The sequence below is a fragment of the Bradyrhizobium sp. 1 genome (genome assembly GCF_023073315.1).
In the GTDB taxonomy this organism is placed as follows: Bacteria; Pseudomonadota; Alphaproteobacteria; order Rhizobiales; family Xanthobacteraceae; genus Bradyrhizobium.
The window spans coordinates 158,254-185,238 of sequence record NZ_JADPJH010000033.1; the positions used below are offsets into that span (position 1 = coordinate 158,254).

Annotated in this window: 25 protein-coding genes; 7 read left to right on the forward strand and 18 right to left on the reverse strand. The window is 63.8% G+C overall.

All coding sequences use genetic code 11. The features are described 5' to 3' along the window. Positions 1 to 8: 8 nt before the first annotated feature. From pdxA to IVB29_RS25775, 4 genes are read right to left on the reverse strand one after another with little or no spacing between them, the layout of a single operon-like run. The gene (pdxA, locus tag IVB29_RS25760; protein WP_247506207.1) at positions 9 to 1,046 is read right to left on the reverse strand and encodes a 4-hydroxythreonine-4-phosphate dehydrogenase PdxA; all 1,038 of its coding nucleotides are present in this window, start codon (positions 1,044 to 1,046) and stop codon (positions 9 to 11) included. Then, on the reverse strand, positions 1,043 to 2,149 hold the full coding sequence (locus tag IVB29_RS25765) for a four-carbon acid sugar kinase family protein (RefSeq protein ID WP_247506208.1): 1,107 nt from the start codon (positions 2,147 to 2,149) through the stop codon (positions 1,043 to 1,045). The genes pdxA and IVB29_RS25765 overlap by 4 nt, the downstream gene beginning before the upstream one ends. Further along, complete coding sequence (locus tag IVB29_RS25770; RefSeq protein WP_247506209.1) at positions 2,146 to 3,591, reverse strand: FAD-binding oxidoreductase; 1,446 nt, start codon at positions 3,589 to 3,591, stop codon at positions 2,146 to 2,148. Before IVB29_RS25770 ends, IVB29_RS25765 begins: the two co-directional genes overlap by 4 nt. A 27-nt stretch (positions 3,592 to 3,618) precedes the next feature. Further along, the gene (locus IVB29_RS25775; RefSeq protein ID WP_247506210.1) at positions 3,619 to 4,542 is read right to left on the reverse strand and encodes a dihydrodipicolinate synthase family protein; all 924 of its coding nucleotides are present in this window, start codon (positions 4,540 to 4,542) and stop codon (positions 3,619 to 3,621) included. Positions 4,543 to 4,666: 124 nt separating this feature from the next. On the opposite strand from IVB29_RS25775, the gene IVB29_RS25780 reads away from it, so the two are divergent. Continuing rightward, positions 4,667 to 5,512: an IclR family transcriptional regulator gene (locus tag IVB29_RS25780; RefSeq protein WP_247506211.1), complete on the forward strand. Its 846-nt coding sequence runs from the start codon at positions 4,667 to 4,669 to the stop codon at positions 5,510 to 5,512. 13 nt (positions 5,513 to 5,525) lie between these two features. Here the strand turns inward: IVB29_RS25780 and rnz are convergent, their stop codons facing one another. Both rnz and IVB29_RS25790 read right to left on the reverse strand, forming a co-directional pair. Then, a complete protein-coding gene (rnz, locus tag IVB29_RS25785; RefSeq protein ID WP_247506212.1) occupies positions 5,526 to 6,428 on the reverse strand; it encodes a ribonuclease Z in 903 nt (300 codons plus the stop codon). Between the two features lie 55 nt (positions 6,429 to 6,483). Next, entirely contained in the window at positions 6,484 to 7,257 is a 774-nt protein-coding gene (locus tag IVB29_RS25790; protein ID WP_247506213.1) for an alpha/beta fold hydrolase, read from the reverse strand. Between the two features lie 143 nt (positions 7,258 to 7,400). On the opposite strand from IVB29_RS25790, the gene IVB29_RS25795 reads away from it, so the two are divergent. The 4 genes from IVB29_RS25795 to IVB29_RS25810 all read left to right on the forward strand — a co-directional run bounded on the left by IVB29_RS25795 (position 7,401) and on the right by IVB29_RS25810 (position 11,850). Continuing rightward, a complete protein-coding gene (locus IVB29_RS25795; protein WP_247506979.1) occupies positions 7,401 to 8,051 on the forward strand; it encodes a GntR family transcriptional regulator in 651 nt (216 codons plus the stop codon). After that, on the forward strand, positions 8,048 to 9,577 hold the full coding sequence (locus IVB29_RS25800; protein ID WP_247506214.1) for an aldehyde dehydrogenase: 1,530 nt from the start codon (positions 8,048 to 8,050) through the stop codon (positions 9,575 to 9,577). The genes IVB29_RS25795 and IVB29_RS25800 overlap by 4 nt, the downstream gene beginning before the upstream one ends. Before the next feature lie 75 nt (positions 9,578 to 9,652). Then, positions 9,653 to 11,020 carry an MFS transporter gene (locus IVB29_RS25805; protein ID WP_247506215.1) on the forward strand — a complete coding sequence of 456 codons (1,368 nt, stop codon included), beginning with the start codon at positions 9,653 to 9,655 and terminating at the stop codon, positions 11,018 to 11,020. A gap of 245 nt (positions 11,021 to 11,265) precedes the next feature. Further along, positions 11,266 to 11,850 carry a DUF1349 domain-containing protein gene (locus tag IVB29_RS25810; RefSeq protein WP_247506216.1) on the forward strand — a complete coding sequence of 195 codons (585 nt, stop codon included), beginning with the start codon at positions 11,266 to 11,268 and terminating at the stop codon, positions 11,848 to 11,850. Positions 11,851 to 11,884: 34 nt separating this feature from the next. On the opposite strand, the gene IVB29_RS25815 is transcribed toward IVB29_RS25810, so the two are convergent. Then, positions 11,885 to 12,514, reverse strand: a complete 630-nt coding sequence (locus IVB29_RS25815; RefSeq protein ID WP_247506980.1) for a TetR/AcrR family transcriptional regulator — start codon at positions 12,512 to 12,514, stop codon at positions 11,885 to 11,887. 201 nt (positions 12,515 to 12,715) lie between these two features. Between IVB29_RS25815 and IVB29_RS25820 the strand changes: the two genes are divergently transcribed. Next, positions 12,716 to 13,960, forward strand: a complete 1,245-nt coding sequence (locus tag IVB29_RS25820) for an efflux RND transporter periplasmic adaptor subunit (RefSeq protein ID WP_247506217.1) — start codon at positions 12,716 to 12,718, stop codon at positions 13,958 to 13,960. A gap of 130 nt (positions 13,961 to 14,090) precedes the next feature. Continuing rightward, positions 14,091 to 17,279: a multidrug efflux RND transporter permease subunit gene (locus IVB29_RS25825; RefSeq protein WP_247506218.1), complete on the forward strand. Its 3,189-nt coding sequence runs from the start codon at positions 14,091 to 14,093 to the stop codon at positions 17,277 to 17,279. On the opposite strand, the gene IVB29_RS25830 is transcribed toward IVB29_RS25825, so the two are convergent. The 11 genes from IVB29_RS25830 to IVB29_RS25880 form a co-directional block, all read right to left on the reverse strand. Then, complete coding sequence (locus IVB29_RS25830; RefSeq protein ID WP_247506219.1) at positions 17,276 to 18,004, reverse strand: sulfite exporter TauE/SafE family protein; 729 nt, start codon at positions 18,002 to 18,004, stop codon at positions 17,276 to 17,278. The genes IVB29_RS25825 and IVB29_RS25830 overlap by 4 nt on opposite strands. A 16-nt stretch (positions 18,005 to 18,020) precedes the next feature. Beyond that, positions 18,021 to 18,206, reverse strand: coding sequence for a hypothetical protein (locus IVB29_RS25835; protein WP_247506220.1), 186 nt, complete (start codon positions 18,204 to 18,206; stop codon positions 18,021 to 18,023). Beyond that, positions 18,199 to 18,435 carry a hypothetical protein gene (locus tag IVB29_RS25840; RefSeq protein WP_247506221.1) on the reverse strand — a complete coding sequence of 79 codons (237 nt, stop codon included), beginning with the start codon at positions 18,433 to 18,435 and terminating at the stop codon, positions 18,199 to 18,201. The genes IVB29_RS25835 and IVB29_RS25840 overlap by 8 nt, the downstream gene beginning before the upstream one ends. A gap of 251 nt (positions 18,436 to 18,686) precedes the next feature. After that, positions 18,687 to 19,805, reverse strand: coding sequence for a helix-turn-helix transcriptional regulator (locus IVB29_RS25845; RefSeq protein ID WP_247506222.1), 1,119 nt, complete (start codon positions 19,803 to 19,805; stop codon positions 18,687 to 18,689). Positions 19,806 to 19,913: 108 nt separating this feature from the next. Beyond that, positions 19,914 to 21,032, reverse strand: a complete 1,119-nt coding sequence (locus IVB29_RS25850; protein ID WP_247506223.1) for a helix-turn-helix transcriptional regulator — start codon at positions 21,030 to 21,032, stop codon at positions 19,914 to 19,916. 119 nt (positions 21,033 to 21,151) lie between these two features. Next, the gene (locus IVB29_RS25855) at positions 21,152 to 22,372 is read right to left on the reverse strand and encodes a hypothetical protein (RefSeq protein WP_247506224.1); all 1,221 of its coding nucleotides are present in this window, start codon (positions 22,370 to 22,372) and stop codon (positions 21,152 to 21,154) included. 225 nt (positions 22,373 to 22,597) lie between these two features. Continuing rightward, a complete protein-coding gene (locus tag IVB29_RS25860) occupies positions 22,598 to 22,846 on the reverse strand; it encodes a hypothetical protein (protein ID WP_247506225.1) in 249 nt (82 codons plus the stop codon). A gap of 164 nt (positions 22,847 to 23,010) precedes the next feature. Next, positions 23,011 to 23,985: an AraC family transcriptional regulator gene (locus IVB29_RS38550; protein WP_247506226.1), complete on the reverse strand. Its 975-nt coding sequence runs from the start codon at positions 23,983 to 23,985 to the stop codon at positions 23,011 to 23,013. 230 nt (positions 23,986 to 24,215) lie between these two features. After that, positions 24,216 to 25,373 carry a LuxR C-terminal-related transcriptional regulator gene (locus tag IVB29_RS25870; protein ID WP_247506227.1) on the reverse strand — a complete coding sequence of 386 codons (1,158 nt, stop codon included), beginning with the start codon at positions 25,371 to 25,373 and terminating at the stop codon, positions 24,216 to 24,218. Positions 25,374 to 25,679: 306 nt separating this feature from the next. Beyond that, positions 25,680 to 26,192, reverse strand: a complete 513-nt coding sequence (locus tag IVB29_RS25875) for a hypothetical protein (RefSeq protein WP_247506228.1) — start codon at positions 26,190 to 26,192, stop codon at positions 25,680 to 25,682. Positions 26,193 to 26,304: 112 nt separating this feature from the next. Beyond that, positions 26,305 to 26,751 (reverse strand): MaoC family dehydratase, encoded by a 447-nt coding sequence (locus IVB29_RS25880; protein ID WP_247506229.1) that lies wholly within the window; start codon positions 26,749 to 26,751, stop codon positions 26,305 to 26,307. Positions 26,752 to 26,985: the final 234 nt, after the last annotated feature.

Below are 26,985 nucleotides of genomic sequence, written 5' to 3' on the forward strand. Positions count from 1 at the left end.
GCTCGATCTCATGACTTCGATGCAGAGGCGCCGGCGGCCAGCCGCTCGGCATAGTCGATGGCCTCGATCAGGCTGTGCTCGTTGGCGATGCCCTTGCCGGCGATGTCGAAGGCGGTGCCATGGTCGACGGATGTGCGGATGATCGGCAAGCCCAGCGTGATGTTGACGCCGGACAGTTCCTGCCAGCGGCCGGTCGCGGGATCGATCTGGAAGCCGAGCAGTTTGACGGGAATGTGCCCCTGGTCGTGGTACATCGCGACCGCCGCATCGTACTGGCCGGCGCGCAGCTTGACGAAGATGGTATCGCCGGGCACGGGGCCGACGACGTCGAGACCGTCGGCGACCGCTTTGGCGATCGTGGGCGCGGACACGTCGATATCCTGCCGGCCAAACAGACCGCCCTCGCCGGCATGCGGATTGAGCGCGGCGATCGCGATCTTCGGCTTGGCAATGCCGAGCCGCAGCAAGGCATCGTTGGTGAGGTCGATCACCATGCGCAACCGCTCCGGCGTCAGACGCTTCGGCACGTCCTCCAGCGCGACATGGGTCGAGACATGGCTGACGCGCATGTTGCCGTGGGCGAGCAGCATCACCGAGCCGCGCACGCCGGTGAGGTGCGCCAGCATCTCGGTATGGCCGGGGAAGTGATAGCCGGCCTTGTTGAGCGCTTCCTTGTTGAGCGGTGCCGTGACGATGGCTCCAGTCCGGCCGGCCTGCGTCAGGCGCACGCTCTGCTCGATCGCCTTGTAGGCAAACCGGCCGCCATCGGCACTGAGCACGCCCGGCTTGATCGGATCACCCTCGGCATCGGCTTGCAGGTAACATAGATTGGGCCACTCGCGATCGTCGGCCGTCACTTGCGGGATCGCGACGTTGACGCCGAGCGCGGCCTTGGCGCCGTCGAGCGCCGCGCCGCTGCCGATGATCAGCAAGCGCAGATCGCCCGTTGCGATCCGGTCCTTCAGCCCGATGCAGGCCTTGACGATGATCTCCGGCCCGATCCCGGCGGGATCGCCCATGGTGATGGCAAGATGACGAGAGGTCATATCGGACTCTCCATTCTGAGCAGATGATTGTCCCGGAGCAGGTCGCGCCACAGCTCGCTGGGACCGAATGCGCCGGATTTCGAGATGATGTCGACGCCGGCCCAGCGGCCGCCTTGCAGCACCGAGCGCGGCAATCCCGGGACGATACGCCCCGTCACCTGGAGCGCATGCGCGCCGAGCGCAACGCATACGGCCTTCAGGGTCTCGCCGCCAGCGACGATCAAGGTACCGGGCGGATCGAGTGTCGCAATCAGCGTCGTCAGCTCGCGCGCGATGCGCTGCGCCGCTTCGACGCGCGACAGGCCGTCCGCGAGTGCGAATTTCACCAGCGCCACGCCGTCGTCGACCAGCTTGCGCTGGACGCGCGCCGTGCCCTCGCCCTCCGCAAGCGCGACGGTCGCCTCGCCACATGCCGCGAGCTGTGATGCAGTGGCCGCCTGGTCGGAACCGAACAGCCCCAGCACCGGCAGTTTCAGCTGCGACGGCTCAGCGGCACCGTGACCGCGGGCAAGCGCGCCGGCCAGCCCTCCGCTTCCGCACCAAAGCAGCGGCCCCGGCATGCGCCGCGCCATCTCGACAACGCGGTCGAGATCAAGATCGCTCTCGGCATCGAACACCTGAACGCCGCCTTGTGACAGTGTATCGGGACCGCCCGGCCGCGCCTCGATGCCGTCCTGTCTCAATTGATTCAGCAAATTGTCGCCGACGCGATGCCACTCGCCTTGCACCGTGCGCGCAAATTGCTGGCCACCGACGGTGCGACGCCCCTGATAGTCGAAGGCAGGCGCGACCACGCAGGACGCCCAATGACTACTGCGCAGGCAGGCGCCAAGCTCTGCCGCCCACGCCCCACGCAAGAGGCTGTCGACCTTCTTGTAGGCGATCGTCGCCCCTTGAAGCTGCGGCGCCAGCCGTCCGACGATCTCGACGCTCTCGGCCTTCGATCGTTCACGGGTACCGCTGTCGATCGCAAGGCTGCCGGAACGTTGCGCCCCGGGCGCCTCCGGCCAGGTGACGTCGAACGGACCGCACAGGCCGACGAACTCCGCCGCGGTATCGAGCGCACCGGTGAGATCGTCAGCGAGCAGGCGGACACTCGTCATCGTCCTGCTGCTCCCTCGCCGAAAATCTTGCCCGGATTCATCAGACCGTTGGGGTCGAGCAAGCGCTTGATGTCGCGCATCAGCTCGATGTCGAGCGGATCGGCGACGCGGGCGAGCCGGCTGCGATTGGTGATACCGATGCCGTGCTCGGCACTGATCGCACCGCCTTGCGCTGCGGTCTCGTCATCGACGATTTCGTTGATCGTAGCCACCAGTGCGGCAGTAGCATCCGGGTCCTGGCAATGCACGCGATCAATCAGGGCGACGACATGGATGTTGCCGTCGCCGATATGGCCGTGCATGACGACGTTCGCATGCGAGACGGCGGCCTTGATCCGGGCTTCGACATTGTTGACGAAGGCCGCCTGGCGCTCCAGCGGCACCACGCTGTCATGCGACACCACATAGCCGCTGCGCTTGTTGCCTTCGGACACGCTGTGCCGGACAGCCCAGATCGCCTTCGCCTGCGCGAGGTTGGTTGCGAGGATCACGTCTTCGGCGAGCCCGGCTTCCATTGCTTCCGCGAGCACCGTAGCCAGCGGCTCGTCGAGATCGACGCCTGCGAGCGTGTCGGTCAGCTCGACGATCAGATACCACGGCGTCGTCAGCTCGAAGGGCACGGTGACGTGCGGCACCGTCGCGGCAATCGCCTCGATCTGCGAGCGCGACATGATCTCGAGACTGCCGAGCCGGTCGCCGACCGCGCCGCGCAGGCGCGCCATGATCTCTAGCGCCTGCTCGACGCCCTGTAGTTTCAGGAGCGCCAAAGCCGAGCTGCGCGGCGGCGCGAACAGTTTCAGCACTGCCGCGGTGACGATGCCGAGCGTGCCCTCCGCACCGATGAAGAGCTGCTTCAGCGCGTAACCGGTGTTGTCCTTGCGTAGCGCGCGCAATCCGTTGAAGACGCGGCCGTCCGGCAGCACGACCTCCAGACCGAGCACGAGATCCCGCGTCGGACCGTAGCGCAGCACGGCCGTCCCGCCGGCATTGGTCGAGATATTGCCGCCGATCTGGCAGGAGCCCTCGGCCCCTAAGCTCAGGGGAAAATAGCGGTCGACGTCCCGCGCCGCATTCTGCACCTCGGCGAGAATGCAGCCGGCCTCGACCGTGATCGTGTTGGCGAGCGGGCTGACGTCGCGCACGACCCGCATGCGATCGAGCCGGATCACGACATTGCCCGCGCGATCATCGGGCGTCGCGGCCCCGCACATGCCGGTGTTGCCGCCCTGCGGTACGATGGCGAGCCGCCTCGCCGCGCAGAACTTGACGACGGAGGCGACCTCGGCGGTCGAGCCCGGCTTCACCACCGCAACCGCGCGGCCGTGATAGCGTCCGCGCCAGTCCAGCACATAGGGCTCCTGGTCCGGTCCAGGCGCAATGACGTGCTTGTCGCCGACGATCGCAGCGAGCCCGGCCAGCGCATCCTCAAATGAGTCGGACATCGGATAGCCTCGTCGCCCGCACCAAGTCTAGACGGCAGCGGCCGCAAATGCAGCGGCATCCGCAAGCAGCTCTTTCACTTGCGCCGGCGGCAGGGATTCCAGCGGCGGCCGCAAGCGCTGCCATCCGGCATGACCGGTGCGCTCGGCAACGATGGCCTTCAGCGAGGCCATCTGCGGGAAGCGCGAGACCAGCTCACGCGCCTTGACGATGCGCGCCTGTGCCGCCTTGAGCGCCGCATCGTCGTCGCTGTCGCGAAAGTGCTTGTAGACATAGGCGAGGTCACGCGCGATGAGATTGGAGGTCGCGGTGATGCAGCCCGCCCCGCCCTTGCGCAGCAGCGGCAGAAGCAACGGATCGGCGCCGACCAGAACCGCAAAGCCCGGGAAGCGATCGACCATCGCGGTCATGTTGGCGAAGTCGCCGGAGGAATCCTTGATGCCAACGAAGGTGGCCGGATAGGCCGCGCGCAGCCGCTCGATCAGCGCATGCGAGATCGGCTGCGCCGACATCTGCGGAATATGATAGAGCACGACCTTGAGCCTGGCATCGCCGATGCGCTGCACGACTTCGCTATAGGAGGCGAAGATGCCGTCGTCGCTGACGCCCTTGTAGTAGAACGGCGGCAGCATCACCACGGTGTCGACGCCGACCGACAGCGCGTGACGCGTCAGCGCGATCGTCTCGGTGAGCGCGGCAACGCCGGTGCCGGGAAGCAGCCGCTGCGGTGCGATGCCGGCAGCCACTACTGCCTCGAGCAGTGCGGTGCGCTCGGCGGCCGAGAACGAGTTCGCCTCCCCGGTCGTCCCGAGCAGCGCAATGCCGTCGCAGCCTTCGTCCAGCAGGTAACGGCAATGCGCGATGAAGCGCGCATGATCGGGGGCGAGCTCGGCGTCGAGCGGCGTCAGCGCGGCGGAGAACACGCCATGAGGGTGCAGCGATGATGTCGACAAACTTCCTCCGATCGTCAAATCGATATTGTTCGGATTGCGAACATTTGTTATGATCTGCCACGTTGGTAGGATCAGGCCGCCGCCGCGTCAAGCGGCAACGGCTGTCATGGCAGAGCATTCGAGAGTGGCCAAGGTCGAAAAGAAGGCGGAAAAGAAGGCTGCAAAGCGCGCGGCGGAAACGACGTCGAAAAATCCAAAGAATTACGTCGCTTCGGTCGGCAAGGCGTTCGCCGTGCTCCAGAGTTTCACCAGCGAAGCCTTCGAGCTCACCCTGAGTGAGATTGCCGCACGCGCCGATCTCGATCGCGGAACCGCGTTCCGTCTGATCCAGACCCTGGTCGAGCTCGGCTATGTTCAGGCGGTGCCGCAGAGCCGCCGGTTCCGCCTCGGCCTCGCCTGTCTCGACCTCGGCTACACCGTGCTGTCGCATGGGTCGCTCCGGACCATCGTCGAGCCGCTGTTGCGCGGCCTCGTGCCTGATGTGGGCGATGCGGCCTCGCTCGGCATTCTCGACGGCGGCGATGTAATCTATCTTGCGCGCATCGGCGCCGGCCTCGACCGCCACAAGATGGATCGCCGGCCGGGCTCGCGCATTCCCGCCTATAGCGCCGCGCTCGGCCATGTCATGCTGGCGCACCTGGCGCGGGACGAGCAGGTCGCGCGGCTGGAAGCGCGCCCCCGCGTCAAACTGTCGGAGCGAACGCTGACCGATCTCGACGGCCTGCTCGCCCGGCTCGATCAGGTGAAGAAGAAAGGCCATGCCGTCTCCGATGGCGAGAACGCCTATGGCTTGCGAACGCTGGCAACGCCGATCTTCGACGCCCAGGGTCTCGTGATCGGCGGATTGAGCGTCACCGTCGATGCGATGCGCATGGACTTGCCGGCGTTTCGCGACCAGGCGCTGCCGCGACTGATGCAAGTGACGACGCAGGTGCAGGATATCGCGATCAAGTCGGGATTGACAGGCTGAGGGCTCGCCGCGACTAGATCACGATGTGGTCGAAGTCGGCGGCGATCCGCGTGTTCGGAAAGACCTTTGCCGCCTCAGTCAGGATCTCGTCATCGAGATAGCGCCCCGACATATGGACCAGCACGAGCTGCTTGACGTTGTTTGCAGCCGCAAACGCAGCGGCTTCGGCTGCCGTGAGATGGCCGTAATCCCGTGCGGTCGCGGCGTCGCGATCCAGGAACGTCGCCTCGATGACCAGCATGTCGGCGTCGGCGGTATTTTTCGAAAGCCCATCGGTGGTTTCGGTGTCGCCGATCACGACGAGCTTCTTGCCGCCGCCGGGCGGCCCCAGAACATCTTCCGGATCGATCGTGCGGTCGCCGATCACGACCGGTCGTCCCTGCGCCAACTCACCGCGCAAGGGACCGTCGGGGACACCAAGCGCCGCGAGGCGATCGGACAAAAGGTGGCGGCGTGCGGGGCTTTGGAAGACGAAGCCAAAACTGTCGGTGTCGCGGTGACGGACCGGAAAGCAGTCGATGGTGAACTCACCGGCCTCGATGAATCGTCCTTCGGTCAGCGCCGCGAACTCCACCGGGATCGGCGCCCTGCCCTCGCCCCAGATGCCTGCCAGCATGCGGATGACGATATCGAGCGTATCCGCGCCGCCATGAATGGTCATCACATCGGAGCTCTGCCGCAAGCGCAGCGTCGAGAACAGACCGGGGATGCCGAGCACGTGATCGAGATGACCGTGCGTCAGCAGGATGCGGTCGAGCCGCCGAAAGCCGGCGCCACTGCGCAGCAACTGGCGCTGCGTGCCCTCGCCGCAATCGACCAGGATGCGCTGGCCGGCGGCTTCCACGAGAAGCGCTGGATGGTTGCGCTCTGCGGATGGGACGCTGGCCGAGGTCCCAAGAAACGTCAGGGTGAACATTGCCTATTATTGTGCGAGGTCTCGGGGCTTGTCTGCCCTTATACGATCTGCGCGCTCAGAGCAGAAATCCTTTCATAGCTCCGAGAAACTGCCGCGGCGATTGAAGCTGCGGCACGTGCGCGCATCCAGGAATGATCTTGAGTTCGGCGTGCGGCAAGCCTGCGGCCAGCTCATGCGACATCGGCGGAGGCGTTGCTTCGTCGTGCTCACCGACCACAACGAGCACCGGCACTTTCACCGCGGAAAGTTCAGAACGGAGATCGAGGCTTGCCAACGCGTCGCACGCGGCGCGAAACACGTCGGGATCCGTCCGCAGGAAGGCTGCACGACGATCCTGCATCAGCTCCCCGTGCTGCGCCTGAAACTTGGGCGCGAACAGGCGCCGCATCGCGACATCAGTGATTGCCTCCAGGCCTTTCTCGCGCGACGCCTTCGCCATGTTGCGAAACGCTTCGCGGCCGGGCTCCGAGAAGGCAGCACCGCAATCGGCGAGGATGAGCTTGCTGGCGATCTCCGGATGGCGGATCGCCATCTGCAAGGCGACGAATCCACCGTAGCCATTGCCGAGCACGATCGCCGGTGCGCCGGCCGCAGCATCCTTCACGGCCTCGGCCATTCGGTCCGCAACCGCGATGAGCCCGCCCTCGACCGCGCTTGAACGGCCGAACCCCGGCAGCTCGGGCACGATGGTTCGAAACGATCTCTCGAGGTCAGGCACGATCGCATCGAAGCTCGCGCGATCGGATAGCAGCGAGTGGAACAGGAACAGCGGCGCCCCCTCGCCCGATCGGGCGGCGTTGACGGTCCCGTTGGCAAGAAGCCTGTCCATGTCCGGTCTTTCCCTAATTTATCGGTAGTTTGCATGCCGTGGAGGCCCTGACTGATAAATCAACTGTCGGGGAATTCAAGCTTTTAGCTCTTGACGTGAAATATCACGATAGAGATATTAGGCGCCAGGAGACACCAATCAACATGCTTTTGCGCGAAAACATCTATGATCGTCTCAGGTCTGATATTTTAGCCTGTCATCTCGCGCCGGGTGATGAAATGCGTGAGCAGGAACTGGCCGAGCGCTATGAGGTCAGCCGGCAACCGGTCCGGGATGCGCTTTTGAGGCTGCAGCGCGAGCACCTCGTGACGGTGCAGCCGCGCCAGGGCTATCGGGTCACCCCGATCTCGCTCTCGGATGCCCGCGACCTGCTGCGCTTCCGTCTCGCGCTGGAGCCGGCCTGTGTCGCGGAGGCGATGGAGCGCGCGCCTGACAGCGTTCTGAAATCGCTCGACGCGTTTCGCCGCTTCTCCGGCAACCACGAGGACTTCATCGCCTACAATCGCGGCTTCCACACTGCGCTCGCGCATGCCTCCGGCAATCGCCGCATGGCGACGGCGTTGTGCGACCTGATCGGCCAGGCCGACCGGCTGGTCCGCGTCAGCGTCTCCAACCTGAAAGGCCACGATCCCGCAAAACTCGTCGCCGAGCACGTCGCACTGATCGACGCCATGCAGAGCCGCGAAACCCGAACCGCAGCACGCATCATCAAGGCCCATATCGGCGCCACCGAAAAACGCGTCCTGCCGGCGCTGAAGCGCAACGCCGTCATCGTTGAAGAGAGGTCATCATGAACATTTCCTCGAAACCTGCGTCCATCGACGTCGAAATCCACGGCAACTTTATCGACGGGCGTGAAGTCGAAGCCGGTAACGGCACGATGCTGGATGTCCGCAATCCCGCGACCGGCGACGTGATCGCCCGCATCCCCAATTCGACCGCCGAAGACATCGACCGTGCCATGAAAAGCGCGCGTGCCGCGTTCGAAGGCAAGGCCTGGGGCGGCATGGACACGCGCGCGCGGGCCCGGCTGGTCAACAAGCTCGCCGATGCGTTCGAGGCCAATCTCGACAGCCTGTACCGGCTGGAGACCCTCAACAACGGCCGCCCGATCAACGAGACCCGCGCGCAGCTTTCCCGCCTGCCCGATTTCTTCCGCTACTTTGCCGGTGTTGCGCTGGCGCGCCGCGACTCCGTGATCCCCGTCGAAGGCGCGTATCTGAACTACACGCTCCGCACCCCCATCGGCATCGTCGCCAATTGCACGCCGTTCAATCACCCCTTGATGATCCTGTGCAAATCGCTCGCCGTGGTGCTGGCGACCGGATGCGTCACCGTGGTCAAGCCGTCCGAATACACGCCGCTGACGACCCTGAAGCTCGCGCAGATCTTCACCGAGGCGGGCCTGCCGCCCGGCGTCTTCAACATCGTGCTGGGCCTCGGCCAGAGTGCCGGCAAGATGCTGGCCGAGCATGGCGACATCAACAAGCTGGTCCTGACCGGCGGCACCGAGGCGGGCCGCATCGCCGGCAGCGCCGCCGCAAAAGTGTTCGCGCACCAGACCATGGAGCTCGGCGGCAAGACCCCGGTGATGGTGTTCGACGATTTCGATGTCGACCGCGCGGTCAACTACGCCGCGTTCGGCGCCTTCATCGGCGCCGGACAGACCTGCGTCTGCGCCTCGCGCCATATCGTGCAGGCCTCGATCTATGACGAATTCGTCGAGAAGCTGCAGGCCAAGACCCGCACGATCCGCGTCGGCGATCCCTTCGATGCGAGCACCCAGATGGGCCCGGTGATCTCCGCCCGGCAGCGCGACCGTGTTCTCGCCTACGCGGACTACGGTCATGCGGACGGCGCGCGTCTCGTTACCGGCGGTGTCGCGGCGAAGGTGCCGGGTCACGACAACGGCTATTTCGTCGAGCCAACGGTATTCGCCGACGTCAAATCCGACATGCGCATCTTCCAAGAGGAGGTGTTCGGTCCCTTCACCTCGGTGACGCCGTTCAAGGACGAGGCCGATGCGCTGCGGCTCGCCGACGACTCGCCGTTTGGACTTGCCGCCGCCATCCGCACCCGCGACGTCGCCCGAGCTCACCGTGTCGCCGCGTCCGTCAAGGCCGGCATCGTCTGGATCAACGATCACCACCGGCTCGACCCGGCCTCGCCCTGGGGCGGCGTCGATGATTCCGGCATCGGCCGCGAATGCGGTACCGAAAGTTTCAGCGACCATTTCAACACCAAGAGCGTGATGGTCGCGACCCATGAGCAGCCTTTCGACTGGTACCGCGACACGGCCAATCAGAAGCGATTGAACTAGCGAAAAATCACAACCGGCAGATCGCTCATAGAAGCGGGCCGCATCAACCAGAATAACAGTCAGGGGAGAGCGCAAATGTCGACATTGGTGAACGCAGGCGGCCGTCTTGATCGGCTGCCGGTCGGGCCATTCCACCGCCGCATCATGCTGCTGATCGGCATCGGCATGTTTTTCGATGGCTTCGACATCTATATCGCGGGGACCGTGCTCAGCGTGACGCTGAAGACGGGCTTCTCGACGCTTGCCCAGAACGCAGCCTTCATCTCCGCAACCTTCGTCGGCATGATGCTGGGATCGTTCGGCACCGGCTTCCTCGGCGACCGCTACGGACGCCGCTTCACCTATCAGTTCAATTTGCTTCTTTTCGGCATCGCTTCGCTCGCCGCCGCATTCTCGCCTGATATGGCCTTCCTGATCGCCTGCCGCTTCGTGATGGGCGTCGGGTTGGGAGCCGAGAACGTCGTGGGATATTCGACGATGACGGAATTCGTGCCCGCGCGCACCCGCGGCAAATGGCTCGGCTTCACGGCCGTGTGCGTAGTGACGGGCCTGCCCGTGGCGCTGCTGGTCGCATCCGTGCTGGTGCCGCAATTCGGCTGGCGCTCGATGTTCGTGCTCGGCGGCATCGGCGCGCTGGTCGTTTGGTACATGCGCAAGTCGCTGCCGGAATCGCCGCGCTGGCTGGAAGCCGTCGGGCGCACCGCGGAAGCGGAAACGCTGATGCAAGCGATCGAGAAGGAAGCGGCGCAAGGTCAGCCCTTGCCTGCCCCGGCAGCCACGACACCTGCCCCGGTCGCCCCCGATCTCGGCACGCTGTTCACCGCGCCTTTGCTGTCGCGGATGATCGTCGGCGCGGTCTGCCTGATCACGATCAACACACTCCTTTACGGCTTCGTGACCTGGCTTCCCGTGTTTTTCGTCAAGCAGGGCCTCTCGATCGCGACCTCGTTCGGCTATTCGCTGCTGATGGCGCTCGGCGCGCCCGTCGGCTCGGCCATCGGCGCACTGACCGCCGACCGCTGGGGCCGCAAGCCGACCATCATCGGCGCGTCCCTTGTCACGGTGACGCTGGGAATTCTCTACCCCATGATCTCGGATCCGATCCTGCTACCGGCCGTGGGCTTTGCACTGACGGTGCCGATCTACGTCCTGGTCGCGCTGCTGTTCGGCATCTACATCCCCGAACTGTTTCCGACCGAGGTCCGCCTGCGTGCTTCCGGCATCGTCAACACGCTGGGGCGCGGCGCCACCATCGTCACGCCGTTCCTCGTGGTGTCGCTATTCGAGACGCGCGGCGTGGCCGGTGTGATGGCGCTGATGATCGGGTTGCTGGTGGTGCAAATCATCACGGTCTGGGCGCTGGGGATCGAGCCCAGGCATCGCAGTCTCGAGGAGATGAAGGCGGAGGAAACGGCGGCACCGGTGCTTAAGGAAGCTTCCTGACGATTGTTCGCCTGCAGTGCGGACGCTCCGATGCTCACGTCGGAGCGTCGTGCGTTGCTGCGCTCACTGATCGCGACCTCATTCCGCGCCGATCGCGCCTTGAGCGCCTGCACGGCGACGTTCGCCCCCAGCCGCCGCGAAGAATCCACGCCGGCGAGGTTGCCTCCTCGATCCCGGTTTGCACAATGCCATGCTTGGCCAGTCTATGGATCGCGCCCGGCAGACTTCGGCAATCGAGGTGAAAAATGACGTTCCGCAGAAGTGATGGTGTGTGGCTAAATGAACCGGAACGATGGACGGCAGAGGGCGACAGTCTCCGGATCGTCACTGACAAAGGCACCGACTTCTGGCGCGAAACCTACTACGGCTTCAATCGCGACAGCGGGCATTTCCTAGGCTTTCCAACCGGCGCGGCGTTCACCGCCAGTTTGCGCGTTCAGGGTCACTTCCAGGCGCTCTACGATCAGGCGGGCATCATGGTGCGCATCGACGCGCACCATTGGGTCAAGGCCGGGATCGAACTCTCGGACGGCCGCGCCATGCTCGCGAGCGTGCTAACGGATGGGCGATCGGACTGGGCAACGGCGCCCTATGAGCATGATGCCGGTGACTTCTGGATGCGCGCAACCGTCACCGGCGGCGTCCTTCGTCTGCAAGTTTCGGCCGACGGCAAGTCCTGGCCTCTCATGCGGCTCGCGCCGTTTCCGAGTGCAAGCTCATATCTTGTGGGGCCGATGGCCTGCACACCCGAACGCGCGGGGCTCGACGTCCTATTCTCGACGTTTCGTCTGACGCCGCCGCTTGGAAAGGACCTACACGACCTGAGCTGAGCGGTTGCCAGCACCCGCGTGCGCAGATGGTCGTTCACCCACGGAGCCCTGCCGCTCGCCTCTCCTCAGCCACCGACTGCGCCTCGACCGCCTGCACGGCGACATCAGCCACTTGCCGCAGCGCGTCGCGATCGGAGCCAGAAGACGCCATCACACCCATGCCGACGGCGACGGCCGAGACGTAGCGCGCAAGCGCAGCGGGATCGGAGGTCGCCTTGAGATCGCCCTCCGCCTTGGCGCGAATAAAACGGTCGCGGAGCTGGTCTTCGTTCTGGGCGCGGCGGGCGGCGAGTTCGAACGGGACATTCTCTGAGCCGGAGCCGCAGGCGATGCCGCCCTGCACGAGCAGGCAGCCGGGGGGATTGGCGGGATCGGTTTGCTTCTCGGCGATGCCCAACAGCATTCGCTCGGCGACGTCGCGGGCGGTCGGTGCTGCCACCACCTCGTCCATCCAGACGCCGCGCAATTTGGTGTAGCGGTCGAGGGCGGCCTTGAGCAGGCCTTCCTTGTTGCCGAAGCAGGCGTAGAGGCTGGGAGGATTGATGCCCATGGCCTCGGTGAGCTGGGCGATTGTGGCGCCCTCATAGCCATGGCGCCAAAACACTTCCATCGCCTGGTCCAACGCCGTTTCGGCGTTGAATTCGCGGGGGCGTCCCATGCCCATGTGCCTGTTCTCCTTGGAATTGGCGTCGTCGCTCAATTTAACGCCTGATCCTATCTATTTGTTCTCGCTTTATTTTCTGTTCCGCCTTCCCATTCTTGCGGTAGGTGGCTACAATTTTCTTAGTGAACGGTACATAAGTATCTTGCGCTGCGATATCCAGCTCCACATCTGTAGTGAACACTACATATCTGGAGCGCGCAAATGCCCCCGTCCCAAACCACCTCTCGCCCGAGCCGTGTCCGCCGTCTTCTCGGCGGCGTCGCTATCGTGGGCGCCCTCGCCGTGACAGGTTCGATCGCGACAGGCCACTATTTCCGTGCAGCCCAGGCGACCGCCACGGCCGCCGCGGCTGAACAAGCTGTCCCCGTCACCGTCGCGCTGATCGAACCAAAGCAAACCGTGCTGTGGGATGATTTTTCCGGCCGGCTCGAGGCCATCCAGCGCGTCGAGCTTCGCCCGCGCGTCGCGGGTGCGATCTTGTCGACCAATTTTACCGAAGGCGCGCTGGTGAAATCCGGCGACGTGCTGTTCAAGATCGATCCGGCGCCTTACGCAGCCGAGGTCGACAAGGCCAACGCGCAACTCGAAGCCGCGAGAGCGCGCGTCGTGTTCACCCAGAGCGAACTCGAGCGTGGCGCGCAGCTGGTCGGCAACGCCGTGGTCACGCGGCGCGACTACGATCAGCGCGACAACGCCAATCGCGAGGCTATCGCGAACGTGAAGGCGGCGGAAGCGACGCTCCAAACCGCAAAGCTCAATCTCGATTACACCGAGGTGCGCGCGCCCGTGGACGGCCGCGTCGGCAAGTTCGAGATCACCGTCGGCAATCTCGTCGCGGCCGGCACCGCCTCCCCTGTGCTGACCTCGCTGGTCTCGGTCAATCCGATCTACGCCTCGTTCGATGCCGATGAAGAGGTGGTGCTGCGGGCACTGAACTCGATCGCCGATAGCACCGGCCAGCGCGGCAAGCTCGACCAGATCCCGGTGGAGATGGCGACATCGGGTGGTCTTTCGGCGAAGGGCCACATCCAGCTCATCGACAACCAGGTCAACGGCCAAAGCGGTACCATCCGCGTCCGCGCCGTGTTCAGGAACGAGGACGGGCGTTTCATCCCCGGCCAGTTCGCCCGCGTGCGCATGGGGCAGCCGAAGCAGCAGGTGCTGGTGATGATCGACGAACGCGCGATCGGCACTGATCAGGACAAGAAGTTCGTGATGGCGGTCGGTGACGACAGCCGCGCCGTCTATCGGCCGATCACGCTCGGCGGCGTAGTCGATGGGCTTCGCATCGTCACCGCGGGCCTGAAGCCCGGCGACCGCATCGTGGTCAACGGCTTGCAGCGCGTGCGTCCCGGCGCCCTCCTCAAGACGGAGGTCGCAGCGATGGGCGCGCGCGGGCCGCAGCAAGCGACCAACCACAGCAACCAGGACGTGGTGCAACGCTAGTTACCTCTTTCCGGGCCGCGCGCTCGGAATGACGACGTTACAGACCAAGACATCGCATCCCGATGCCGGATTCGCGGGCTTCGCCCGTGGCCGGTGACGGGAGAGCTGTCTCTCGCGCAGGGGCAAGGCCATGAATCTCTCGAAATTCTTCATTGATCGTCCGATTTTCGCCGGCGTGCTGTCGGTCCTGATTTTTCTCGCAGGGCTGATCTCGCTGTTCGCGATGCCGATCTCGGAATATCCCGACGTGGTGCCGCCCTCGGTACTGGTGCGCGCGACCTATCCCGGCGCCAATCCCAAGGTGATCGCGGAGACGGTGGCAACGCCGATCGAGGAGCAGATCAACGGCGTCGAAGGCATGCTCTACATGTCGAGCCAGGCGACCACCGACGGCGCCATGACGCTGACGGTGACGTTCCGGCTCGGCACCGACCCCGACAAGGCGACGCAGCTGGTGCAGAACCGGGTGCAGCAGGCGGAGCCGCGGCTGCCGGCCGTGGTGCGTCAGCTCGGCATCATCACCAAGAAGTCGTCGCCCGACCTCACCATGGTCGTGCATTTGCTGTCGCCGAACGGCCGCTACGACATGACTTACTTGCGCAACTACGCGGTGCTCAACGTCAAGGATCGGCTGGCGCGGATCGACGGTGTCGGTGACGTCCAGCTCTACGGCGCCGGCGACTATTCGATGCGGGTCTGGGTCGATCCGCAGAAGGCGGCCGAACACGGGCTGACCGCAAGCGACATCGTCAAGGCGATCCAGGCGCAGAACGTCGAGGCCGCCGCCGGCGTGGTCGGCTCCTCCCCGAACGTCAGGGGTATCGACCTGCAAATGTCCGTCAATGCGGAGGGACGGCTGGCGAACGAGGACCAGTTCGGCGACATCGTGGTCAAGACCGGCACACGTGGCGAGGTCGTGCGTCTGCGCGACGTCGCGCGCATCGAGCTTGGCGCGTCCGAATACGGCCTGCGCTCGCTGCTCGACAACAAGCAGGCCGTCGCCATCCCGATCTTCCAGGCGCCCGGTTCCAACGCGCTGGAGATTTCCGACCACGTCCGCGCCACCATGGCCGAGATCAAGAAGAACATGCCGGAGGGCGTGTCCTACCAGATCGTCTACGATCCCACCCAGTTCGTGCGCTCCTCGATCGAGGCCGTCATCCACACGCTGCTGGAAGCGATCGCGCTGGTGGTGCTGGTGGTGATCCTGTTCCTGCAGACCTGGCGCGCTTCGATCATTCCGCTGCTGGCCGTGCCGGTGTCGATCGTCGGCACCTTCGCGGTGATGCACCTGTTCGGCTTCTCCATCAACGCGCTCAGCCTGTTCGGCCTGGTGCTCGCGATCGGCATCGTCGTCGACGACGCCATCGTCGTGGTCGAGAACGTCGAACGCAACATCGAGGGCGGGCTTTCGCCGCGCGACGCCACCTATCAGGCCATGCGCGAAGTCTCAGGCCCGATCATCGCGATCGCGATGGTGCTGATCGCGGTGTTCGTGCCGCTCGCCTTCATCTCCGGCCTCACCGGACAGTTCTACAAGCAATTCGCGCTGACGATCGCGATCTCGACCGTGATCTCCGCCGTTAACTCGCTGACGCTGTCGCCGGCACTGTCGGCCTTGCTGCTCAAGGGCCACAACGAACCAAAGGATCGGCTGACGATCATCATGGAGAAAGGCCTTGGCTGGTTCTTCCGCGGCTTCAACAAGGCCTTTACGCGCTCGTCGGAAAACTACAGCGGCACCGTCACCAAGGTGATCTCGGGCAAGGCCGCGGTGATGGGGCTTTATGTGGTGCTGGTCGGCGTGACCGTCTTCCTGTTCCAGCAGGTGCCGAGCGGCTTCGTGCCGGGTCAGGACAAGCAATATCTGGTCGGCTTCTCGCGGCTGCCCGATGGTGCTGCGCTCGATCGCACCGAAGAGGTGATCCGCAAGATGAGCGACGTCGCGCTGACCCAGCCCGGCGTCGAGAGTTCGGTCGCCTTTCCTGGCCTGTCGATCGCCGGGTTCACCAACTCCTCCAATGCCGGCATCGTGTTCTCGACGCTAAAACCGTTCGACGAGCGCAAGGGTCCGGAACTGAGCGGGAATGCCATCGCCGCTGATCTCAACAAGAAATACGCCGGCATCCAGGAAGCCTTCATCGCCATGTTCCCGCCGCCGCCGGTCAACGGCCTCGGCACCATCGGCGGCTTCAAGCTCCAGATCGAGGACCGTGCTGGCCTCGGCTATGAGGCGCTGAACGAGGCAACGAAAGCGTTCACGGCGGCGATGCAGAAGGCGCCGGAGATCGCCGGCGTGTTCTCGAGCTTCCAGGTCAACGTGCCGCAACTGTTTGCCGACATCGACCGCACCAAGGCGCTCCAGTTGGGCGTGCCCGTGACGGAAGTGTTCAATACGCTGCAGATTTATCTGGGGTCCTACTACGTCAATGACTTCAACAAATTTGGCCGCACCTACTCCGTCTATGTCCAGGCCGACGCGCCGTTCCGCGCCCGTGCCGATGACATCAGGCAGCTGAAGGTGCGCTCGTCCTCGGGCGATATGGTGCCGCTGTCGGCATTGCTGACGATACGCCAGAGCGCGGGCCCCGAGCGCGCGATCCGCTACAACGGTTTCCTGTCGTCCGACATCAATGCGGCCGCAGCGCCCGGTTTCTCATCGGGCCAGGCGCAGGAAGTTGCGACGCGGATCGCGGCGGAGACCTTGCCGCCCGGCTTCGCTTTCGAATGGACCGACCTGACCTATCAGGAGTTCATCGCCGGCAATTCCGGCCTGTGGGTGTTCCCGCTGGCGATCCTGCTGGTGTTTTTGGTGCTGGCCGCGCTCTATGAGAGCCTGACCCTGCCGCTCTCGATCATCATGATCGTGCCGATGGGCCTGCTGGCAGCGATGTTCGGCGTCTGGATCTCGAAGGGCGACAACAACGTCTTCACCCAGATCGGGCTTATCGTTCTCGTCGGACTCTCGGCCAAGAACGCGATCCTGATCGTCGAATTCGCGCGCGAACTCGAATTCGCCGGGCGCACGCCGATCCGGGCCGCAATCGAGGCGAGCCGCTTACGGCTACGTCCGATCCTGATGACGTCGATGGCGTTCATCATGGGCGTGCTGCCGCTGGTGCTCTCGACCGGCGCTGGCTCGGAGATGCGGCGCGCGATGGGCGTTGCGGTGTTCTCCGGCATGATCGGCGTCACCGTGTTCGGCCTGTTCCTGACGCCGGTGTTTTATGTGCTGCTGCGGACCGTCACCGGCAACAAGCCGCTGGTGCATCACGGCAGCGACATCAGCGCGGCGCCGGTTCAGGGCACAAGTCACTAGACCAGGGAAATCCCTGAGAGCAGCAACAGAACGAGCACGGCCTTGCGAAAGATCGTCTCGTTGACCCGGTGAAAGGCGATCACGCCGAGCGCGGAGCCCGCAAACAGCGCCGGCAGGCTGATCGCGAGGTCGACGAACACCTTTGACGAGAGGTCCTGGTGTCCGACCAATAGCGCGATGGCAAAGACCTGCATCGCGGCGATGAAGGGCTGCACCAGACCGCGCTGCTCGCTTTTGGGCATGCCGCGCATGTCGCACCAGATCGTCGGGATCGCGCCCGGCATCGCGGTGAGCCCGCCGACCAGCCCTCCTCCGAACCCGATCAGGGCGACCCAGTGCCGGCCGACGGCTACACTGGCCGTCACCAGCGTCGGCCGCAGCAGCATGTAGGCCGCATAGAGCGCGACGATGATGCCAAAACCGCGCCGGAGCAGATGCGTGTCGGTGGACTGCAGCAGCGACACCGCGATGGGAACACCGATCAATCCGCCGACGATCAACAGCAGGCTGCCTTCCCAGCGAATGTTGCGCCGGAGCGCCCACAGATTGGTGGCCTGCACGCCGATGCTGCACGCCATCATCAGCGGCACGGCCTCCAGCGGCTGAAACACCCGGAGCAGAATTGCGCCCGCCACTGCGGAGAAGGCGAAGCCCGAGAGACCCGAGACGAAGGCGCCTGCGAACACGGCGACGCTGAGCAGAAGACTGGTTGCGATGTCAGGCACGATGCGTCCTTTCGGATCAATCGTAATGCAACTGTGGCACGGGGACCTCGACGCTGCCGGTGCAGAGCACAGGCTCGCTCCCGCTCACTTGCGACGACGAGACCGGCTGCGCGTGAGACCGTTCCAGCATCGCGAGTCCGACCAACTGAAGCGCGACCAGTGCGGCGGTCATCGCGACCGCCACGATGTTGGCGTTACGCACGTTCGAACGCCGCGTGGCCGGCGGCGCGCTCGCGCGCATCAGATCCGTGGGCATGGCCTGAAATTTCCTTTTCGTTGCTGACCGAAATGATTTCATTCAAAGGCAATGTGTCGTGCGGCTGCTCCAGCAGATGGCGATAGCGCTGCAACGCGCGCCGCGCCTCGATCTCGCGCTGCTCGCGGAACGCCGCTCCGACCCGCGCGGCGATGCTGCGGAACTTGCCAGCCAAATTCGGGAACCTTGTTCGCATGACAATCTCCTCTCAACCTGTGGGCGAGATTGACGGGATTCACTTCCGCTTGCAGTGAGTTGCTTCACACAAAGATTCGACACGCCGAACAAGAGATCGTGTGACGTCTCGTAAGTGAGAACGACGAAAGTCGCGTCATTCAATCGAATGACGCGCGATAACTTTCTAATGATGCTTCTGTTTGAACCTATTTCGAACTGGCGCGACTCGCCACGCGCGTTAGAAGCGCGTCAGTGCACGAGCGGATTGGAGAATCCTGCCGCGAGCTTGACGAGATCGGCCTGTCGCGAAACGCCTGTCTTGGCGAACACGCGATGCAGATGCGTCTTCACCGTCGTCTCCGCGATGCCGAGCGCGACCGCCGTCTCCGGTACACCGCCGACGTCGACGATCGATTGCAGAACCCTGAGTTCCGCAGGCGTGAGTTCGAACGTGCGGTCGATGACGCCGGCACATGAGCGGCCGTCAAGTTCCGCCTTCCAGATGAACAGGGCTCCGACGGCCGATGTGCGCTCCACCGCGCCTTCGCGCAGCAGCGACGGCAGCGCGATGACGTGCGCGACGTAGTAGGACCCGTCATGCGACATCAGCGGGATCTTCCGTCCCGAATCCGCCGCCAGGGCAACCTCGCCGGCGTCACGGAAGATATCGCGCAGGGCTGAACTCGCAGCAGTAGACCTTGCCACCAGCCGGCCTGCGACCGACCGCAGAATATCGTCGGCGGCCAAAATCGTCTCCGCGGCCGGATTGCTGTGGACGATATGGCAGGCCTTATCGAGCAGGATAACGCCGGCATTCAGCCGATCGACGACATCGGCGAGCGCAATCGCACGCCGCTGCTTCCGCTCGATCGCCTTGTTGATCAGCAGCGCCCGGCTCGTATGCGGAACCAGGGACTGCATCCGCGCGCGCTGTTCCGCGTCGAGCATCTGCCTGCCCGGGATCACGGTCATCAACATCGGACAGGGCGACTTCGACTGCTCCAGCACAACGTTGGCGACATCGATGCAACCCTGGGGACGCAGCCATTCCTGGTAGAAGCGGCCACGGCGATACTCGTCGAAATCCACGAGATCCGGAATGTTCCGCACCTCGCCGTACCGGGGAAGCCGCGCCAGCGGATCGTACTGGGCGTAGGTCTCCGCATAGAGCTGGATATAGTGCGGATCGACGCCGCAGTAATAATGCGTCGCGCCGGATTTGCTGATCGGGTCCTTCGAGATCAGGCCGCAGGCCTGGCTGCCGACGAACGCGTTGAGCATGACGACGACATCGCCCCACAACTCAGCGTGGAGACCCGCGTCATAGATACTGTCGATCAACTCGGACTGTTTTGGGGCTCGGGGCATCACAAGAACCAATGGTCACATGGAGACAGCGAAATGTTCTTCGTGCCCGGCGGCTTCTGTGAGTCGATCACGAGAGCAAAAGGTTCAACTCCGGCGGCGATTCAGCGATCAATGGACCAGCGGATTGGAGAATCCTGCCGCGAGCTTGACGAGATCGGCCTGCCGGGACACGCCGGTCTTGGCGAAGACGCGATGCAGATGCGTCTTCGCGGTCGTTTCCGCGATTCCCAGCGCTGCCGCCGTTTCCGGAACACCGCCGATCTCGACGATCGAGAGGAACACGCGCAGCTCGGCCGGGGTGAGATCGAAGGTCCGCGCAATCAACTCGCCATAGGACTGCCCACCGATCGATACCTTGCGCAGCAGCAGGGCACCGACAGCATCGACCACGCGCTCGCTACCGTTTCGCAGCACGGACGACAGCGGCAAAATATGCGCGACATAGCGCTCGCCTGTGGGTGACAGCAGCGGAATCGCACGGTCCCGTGCGGCAAGTAGGGTAACGTCATTGCGCGTCGCGAATGCCTCGCGCAGCGTCTGATTGGCCTCAGGGCTGCAAGTCACGAGCTGCCCTGCGACGGAGCGAACCACTTCATCGGCCGCGAGCAAGACATGCCCCGCGGAATTGGCATGCACCAGGCGGCAAGACGCATCGAGCAGGAAGATGCCGGATGCCAGATTGTCCAGGACGTCGGCCAGCGCCGTCACCAGGGTCAATTTCGAATCGATGGCGCGATTGATCAGCAGCGCGCGGCTGGCGTGCGGCACGATCAGCGAGAGACGATGCTTCATCGCGGGATCGACCATGCGCCGGCCGGACAGCACCGTCATCATTACCGGGCAGCTCGCATTCGACTTGTCGAGCACGACGTTAGCCGCATCGCTGCACCCCTGTGGCTGCATCCATTCCTGGTAGAAACGCCCGCGCCGATATTCATCGAAATTGACGAGCTCGGGAATGCTGACGATCCGGCCGTGTGGGGGCAACACTGTCAGCGGGTCGAACTTCGAATGGGTCTCGGAATAGAGCTGGATGTAGTGCGGGTCCGCCCCGCAGTAATAGTGGGTGACACCGAACTTGCTGATCGAATCCTTGGAAAACAGCCCGCAGGCCTGACCGCCGACGAAATCGCGGATGCCGGTGACGACGTTGTCCCACAACGAGGGATCGAGCCCTGCGTCATAGATGGACTCGACCAGGTCCGGCAGCTTCCGAGGTCCGTGCATGGCTTGAAATGGCCTAAGTGATCAAGATCACCAAGCATACCACAACCCATGCATGCGACATCCTCCGATCGGAGGAGGCGCCGGCCGGGCGGATGGTGCCCGGCCGGCGGGCGTCGCGTTCAAGCCGCCGGGGCTGATGCCGGCTTAGAACGCGACGCGAACACCCCCTCTCGCGGTAGCGGTGCGGCTCTGGTCCCCTTGATCTTCGACCCCGGCAGCAGGGTCAGCGTATCGGAGGCGTTTGATAGCCGGATCGCGGTGCCGCCAGTGCCGGTGACGGTACCGGAATTCATGATTGTCGCCGCGCCCGCGGAGAAGATGCCAAGGTTACTGACAATGGTGCCGGCGTTGTAGACCTCGAGGATTCCACTCGTACCCACGACGGCAGTACCGTTACCGGCGGTGGCCTGAATGAGACCTGTATTCTGGACGTTGGCCTGGTTTGCATTGATGCCCTGCGTCAATCCGGTGATCGTTCCGGAATTGTTGACGGTTGCTGCGGCAACGCTGATGGCCTGGATTCCGGCCACCGTCCCTGAATTATCGAGATTGAGCGCAGTGGCGCCGATGCCGACACCATTGCCTGCCGAAATCCCTCCCGTATTGATCAGATTGATCGTCGGAGCGGAGATCCCGATATTCGTGCCGCTGATGATGCCGCTGTTGACCACGTTTGCGAGAAGGCCCACGCGGATGCCATAGGTGCCTCCGCCGATAACGCCAGCGTTGGTGCCCGTCGCCTTTGCGTCGGCCAATACACTGTCGACCGTGCCAGTAATCGTTCCGGAGTTCACCACCACCAGCTTCGGGCTGTTGACGGCTACGCCGTCAACACCGGTCGCCCGGATGACTCCGCCGGCGACGTTCGTCACATTGGCCGAGTTCGCACCCCGGACGCCATATGCCGGCGCCTCGATCGTGCCCGTATTAGTGATCGTGACTGCATCGGCCGAGACCCCGACGCCACCGAGATCCATCGCTCGAATAGTGCCTCTGTTGGTGAGGGTGACGGACGCAGCATCGATTCCGAAAAAACCATTGCCCAGAATGGTACCGGAATTTTCGACCGTCCCAAAACTGAGAAGCAGGCCGGAATTGTCGCCCGTGACCGAGGCCCCCTGAACGATCTCATAGGTGTTGTCTCTATCATTTACGGTGCCGTAGCCTGCCGTCCCGTTGGCATTGAGCGTCGCCCCGGTGCAGGTCACGTTCGCATCGTTGATCGGCGCCGGCGGCGAGCAAGAGGCCTCGGCTCTCCCGGCCATCGCCAACAACGCGAGCGAAAGGGCCGGCGCGAGACCACGCCGCAGCCAGACGCGGATTAAGGCAGTCACGTTCATTTTGACTTCCCAGCCGGCGCTATCGCACCTCAGCGGGGCACAGCGCGCTCGCATTTCGTCCTCCGATCGCATGAGACCGGTAGCGGCGATCTCTGGAATCAGCGAGAGCCACGCTAGAAAACGTGGTCGCACCCAACTTGGACGGAAGCGACCTTGTCTCGGCTCAGAACGAACCGCTGCGGTTTTGTAAGCGGGTGGTGCTTAGTAGTGACACCACCGACGGGACTACGCTTGATCCCAGCCGACCTTTTCCGTGCTCTCCGACCAGACCGCGGCACGATAGATCTCGCGTCCGCCGGAATCCCTGACGCGGATCCAGGCGTCGCGGTCGCGCAGATCGTCGCGCCAGACGAACAGATGCCGCGCCATCTCGTCGGCAACGACGAAGGTCGCCTTGGCCTGCTCGAACACCATGCCGCCCGGGTCGATCTTCACGACATTGTCGACCAGGAGATCAAAGAAGAAACGGTACATTCCAAACTCCAACTGCCGGCGCCGCCCGGAGGGCGGTGCCACGACTTGCTCCGCGCGCCAGAAGACGTTGTCGGCCGAATGGATCGCGCTGGAATAGGCGATCCCGGATCATGTCGAATTGTTCCCTGCTGAAACCGGTTCCGCCGAAATTCAGCTATGCGCGGTCACAGCACGCCGCCGCTCCTGACGTCGCTCGGCGTCGCGCCATAGGCACGCCGGAAGCAGCGGTTGAAATAAGAGAGGTCGCCAAAACCGACGTCGTAAGCGATCGAGCTCACCGGACGCTCGGCGAAATCGGGTTCGCGCAGCATGCGATGGGCACGCTTGAGACGCTGCTCGGTCAGGAAGGACGAGAAGGTCTTGCCGTCGGCCTCGAACAGCCGCTGGAGATAGCGCGGAGTTACGCCAAGCTCATGGGCAACGGTCGACACCGAAATATCCTGCTGCCAGCAATTGTTGACGATGAGGAATTTCGCTTTCTGGAGTCGGGCCGCCTTGATACCGCGCCGTCCGGTCGATTCCCTCGCGTGATCCGTGGCACCGAGAACGAGCGCCAGGAGATCATGCAGATGGGCGACGCCGAACTGTCGCAACGCCGGCACCGCTAATGCTTTTTCGTGCACCAGTGCCATCGCATAGTCGACGAGCAGCCGAAGCCCCGTGGCGCTCTCCGGGAGGACGCGCATCACCACATCGTCCACGTCCACGATCATCGGGGCCAGCACGCGTCGGGGCACGCGCAGCGAGAAACCACTTCCCAGCGCGAGACGCTCGAAAGTCGTGACGTCCTCCGCGCTGGTCAGGACCGCCTCTCCAGCCTGAAGCCTCAGATCGTGTCCGCGCTCGGATATCCCGAGAACGCCGGACCTGTTCAGGATCAGGGCGAGACTGTCGTCGCCATCTGCAACCAGCTGCTTCGTCCGAATGACCCGCGCTCCGCACAATCCTCCGATCAGCAACTGGGCCTCCGGCAGGACATGCGACGTGAAGTTTGCCGCGGCCGGCCTTCCCTCCTTGGCCTCGACCTCCGCCTTCAGCACGCCACGGCAGTAGAACTCGCGCAGCAGCGAAACGCGCTCGTCTTCGGGAATGTGGTCCGTTGAAACATTGAAAATAGAAAATTCATCCTTGCCGCTCACTGCAACCTCTCCAACCAACGAGCAAGCCTCGGCCATGCACCACCGCCCCGCCTCGCGTTCGATACCCATCGGCATTGTCTCCGTGGCGCACGCGGCCCTACCCATTTCGGGTGGGGCGCGATATACGAAAGTATCAAATGACGCGCGTCCTACGTTTGGAGGACGGGCCGATCTTGCTCATCACAATGGATTGAGATCGCGCAGTCTTACGGTTCACGATGTGAAATGGATCACACCGCGTCGTTGCCGCTGCCCATTCGCTGAACAAACGGTGCAGCAAAACCGGCCGCGATCTTGACGAGGTCCGCCTGCCTGCCGGCGCCGGTCTTTTCGAACAACCGGCCGAGATGCGTCTTCACCGTTGTCTCGGCGATGCCGAGCTTGGCCGCAATGTCGGGAACCCCGCCGATCTCGACAATGGCCATCATGACGCGCAATTCCGACGGTGTCAGCCTGAACGCCGCAGCGATCGCATCGGGCACGAGCGATGACACCATCGAAGCCTTCTGAACGAAGAGCACGGTGGCCGCGATGTCCCGCGGCAGGTTGCGTTCCCGCTTCAGGGGAGAAGCGTGAAGCAGATAATGCTCGCCGTCGATCGATGTCGCGAGCCCGACCTGACGGCGCGGTGCTGAATCAATTTCGCTGCTTGAGATGATTTCGAGCAGGCTACGGAATATTTTGTCGGTCTGGGTGTTGCGGGCCACGATCCGGTCGCCGACCATCGCGAGCAGATTGGCATCGGCGAACAGCCGGCGGCCTGCCGCGTTGGCATGCACGACCCTCCCGTCTGCGTCGAGCAGGCAGATGGCCGTGCTCAGCCCGTCCAGGACATCGGCAAGATCGTCCACGGTATGCGAGCGCGCCCTGATCTGGCGGCCCATGACCCTGGAACGCCGGAGGTGAGGCGCGAGCAGCCGCATGCGCTCGCGCATCGCCTCGTCGACGGTGCCGCGCGACCGGTGACGCAGCACCTGCAGGATCGTGGTGCGGGCATCCGATCTCTCGAGCGCGACGGTCGCAAGGTCAATCGCGCCCTGCGGCTCCACCCACTCGCGATAGAAGCTGGTCGCGACGAAATCCGAATGCGGCATGACGTCGGTCACGCCGACCGTCTGGTCCGCAGCGAGATAGAGATGACGATCGAGCAGCGGATCGAGCTCCACATATCTGTCGCGATAGAGCTGACGGAAGCGGGGATCAGTCCCGAAATGCTGGTGGATCTCGATCGAGCGTCCGCTTGCGTCCCTGGACAGGATGGTCGCGGCACATCCGCCGACGAAATTCGAAACCTGCTCCAGGGCGGCGCTGCGCAGCGCCGGATTGGCCGCCGCATCGTAGATCTCGCCGACCAGCGACGAAAACCGGTTTGCCTGCAGGATCGTCATCGGGAGAACAATGCGATTTGCGTGTTGCCCCGGTGACGAACGAGGCAGGCGCATCCGGAATTGGTGAAGCAAACAGGATGGCAGACCGCCATCCTCAGCGCGAAAAAGACGTTGCAGCGAGATGCTGGAATATCGAACATCGTCCTTGCGTAACGTCAACCGCAGGGTGCGGCTTGGACGTTTTCGCCAAAGACTAGGATAAATGCGCACAGCGCGCGGACAGTGTGCGTTGGATCACGCGCTCGCGCGCCGCTGCCGGATTTTATTGCCACCAATTCCCGCCGGCCTCGCGGCGGTGTCGGCAATTCACTTCCGATTCTCCTCGCAGAATTTCAGCGCGGCGAGCGCCTCGCCGGCACGCGGGATTTGCATCTCGATGCTGTCGTCGTCATCGTCCTCGAAATCGAGCGACAGGCGCTTGGCTTTCGTGAGCCGGTCCATCATCGACTGGTCGTATTCGAAGATGCCGCGCACGGTGGTCTTGTCCATCACCTCCCACTTCGCCTTCTTCATGATGTCGGCGTCGTCGGTGCTGACATCGGCCCGGAGGATCTCGCCGACGTTGTCCCACTCCCAGCCGTCATAGATCATCACGATCACGATCGCCTTGTCGGAATAGGTGATGACGATGACGTAGTCGCGGTTCTCGTCGTCCTTGTCCTTGTAGCCGCGGCTCGCATTGCAATGCGTGTCCTGCGTGCGCTTCTCGATGGTCCAGTCGCCGACCTTGGATTGTTGCGCGAGCGCGGGCCTTGTGGTCAAGGCGGCTGCGCTCAAGGCGCCCGCGAGCATGCCGGCGGCGAAAAGCAATCGTTTCATATCAGCCTCCAGCGTGTTCCCCACGCGGAGATGATCACCTCTGCCAGTGGCCCGCAAGGGTTTCAGGCGCCGCGGGCAAGGCCACGGGCAAGGCCAATGGTGAACGATCTGCCTAACCCCGCCGTGGCACGATCGCGATCGGGGTGAAGGTGTAAACCTCCTCGCCGTTCTGGTTGAACATCGTCCATTTCACCAGTGCGATTCCTTGCGGCTTTGACTTCGACGGCGTCAGGCTCATGACCACGCCGACCAGATGCAGGCGGTCGTTGGGTCGCACCGGGATGGTCCAGCGCAGGCCGTCGACGCCGGCGCCGATCAGCGGATGCGCGCCGAACGGGCGGGCCTGGATCGCAAGGTTCATGGCAATCGCCGCGGTGTGCCATCCTGACGCGGCGAGCCCGTTGAACAGGGTCTGCTTGGCGGCCTCATGGTCGAGATGCATCGGCTGCGGATCGAACTCGGCGGCAAAGCGCTTGATGTCGGCCTCGCTGACCTCGACCTCGGGCGATTTGAACCGCATTCCGACGGTGAGATCGTCGAACCACTCGACTTGCGCCATGATTTTGCCTCGTAATGTGATGCGCCGCCCGCCCGACGCGCGCGGCTGAAGGAACTGACCAAGAGTGGGACATAGCGGCTTCGCGCCGCACAAACCAGCCCAGGGCTCCCCCACGAAACCGCATTCCCGGTGCGACGAAACACGCCTGAAACAGATGGCCGGTTAAGTCGTTGTCAAAATAAATACAGGGACGGCCACCATGCAATTCCTCCTCGAACTGATCTGCGGTTATTC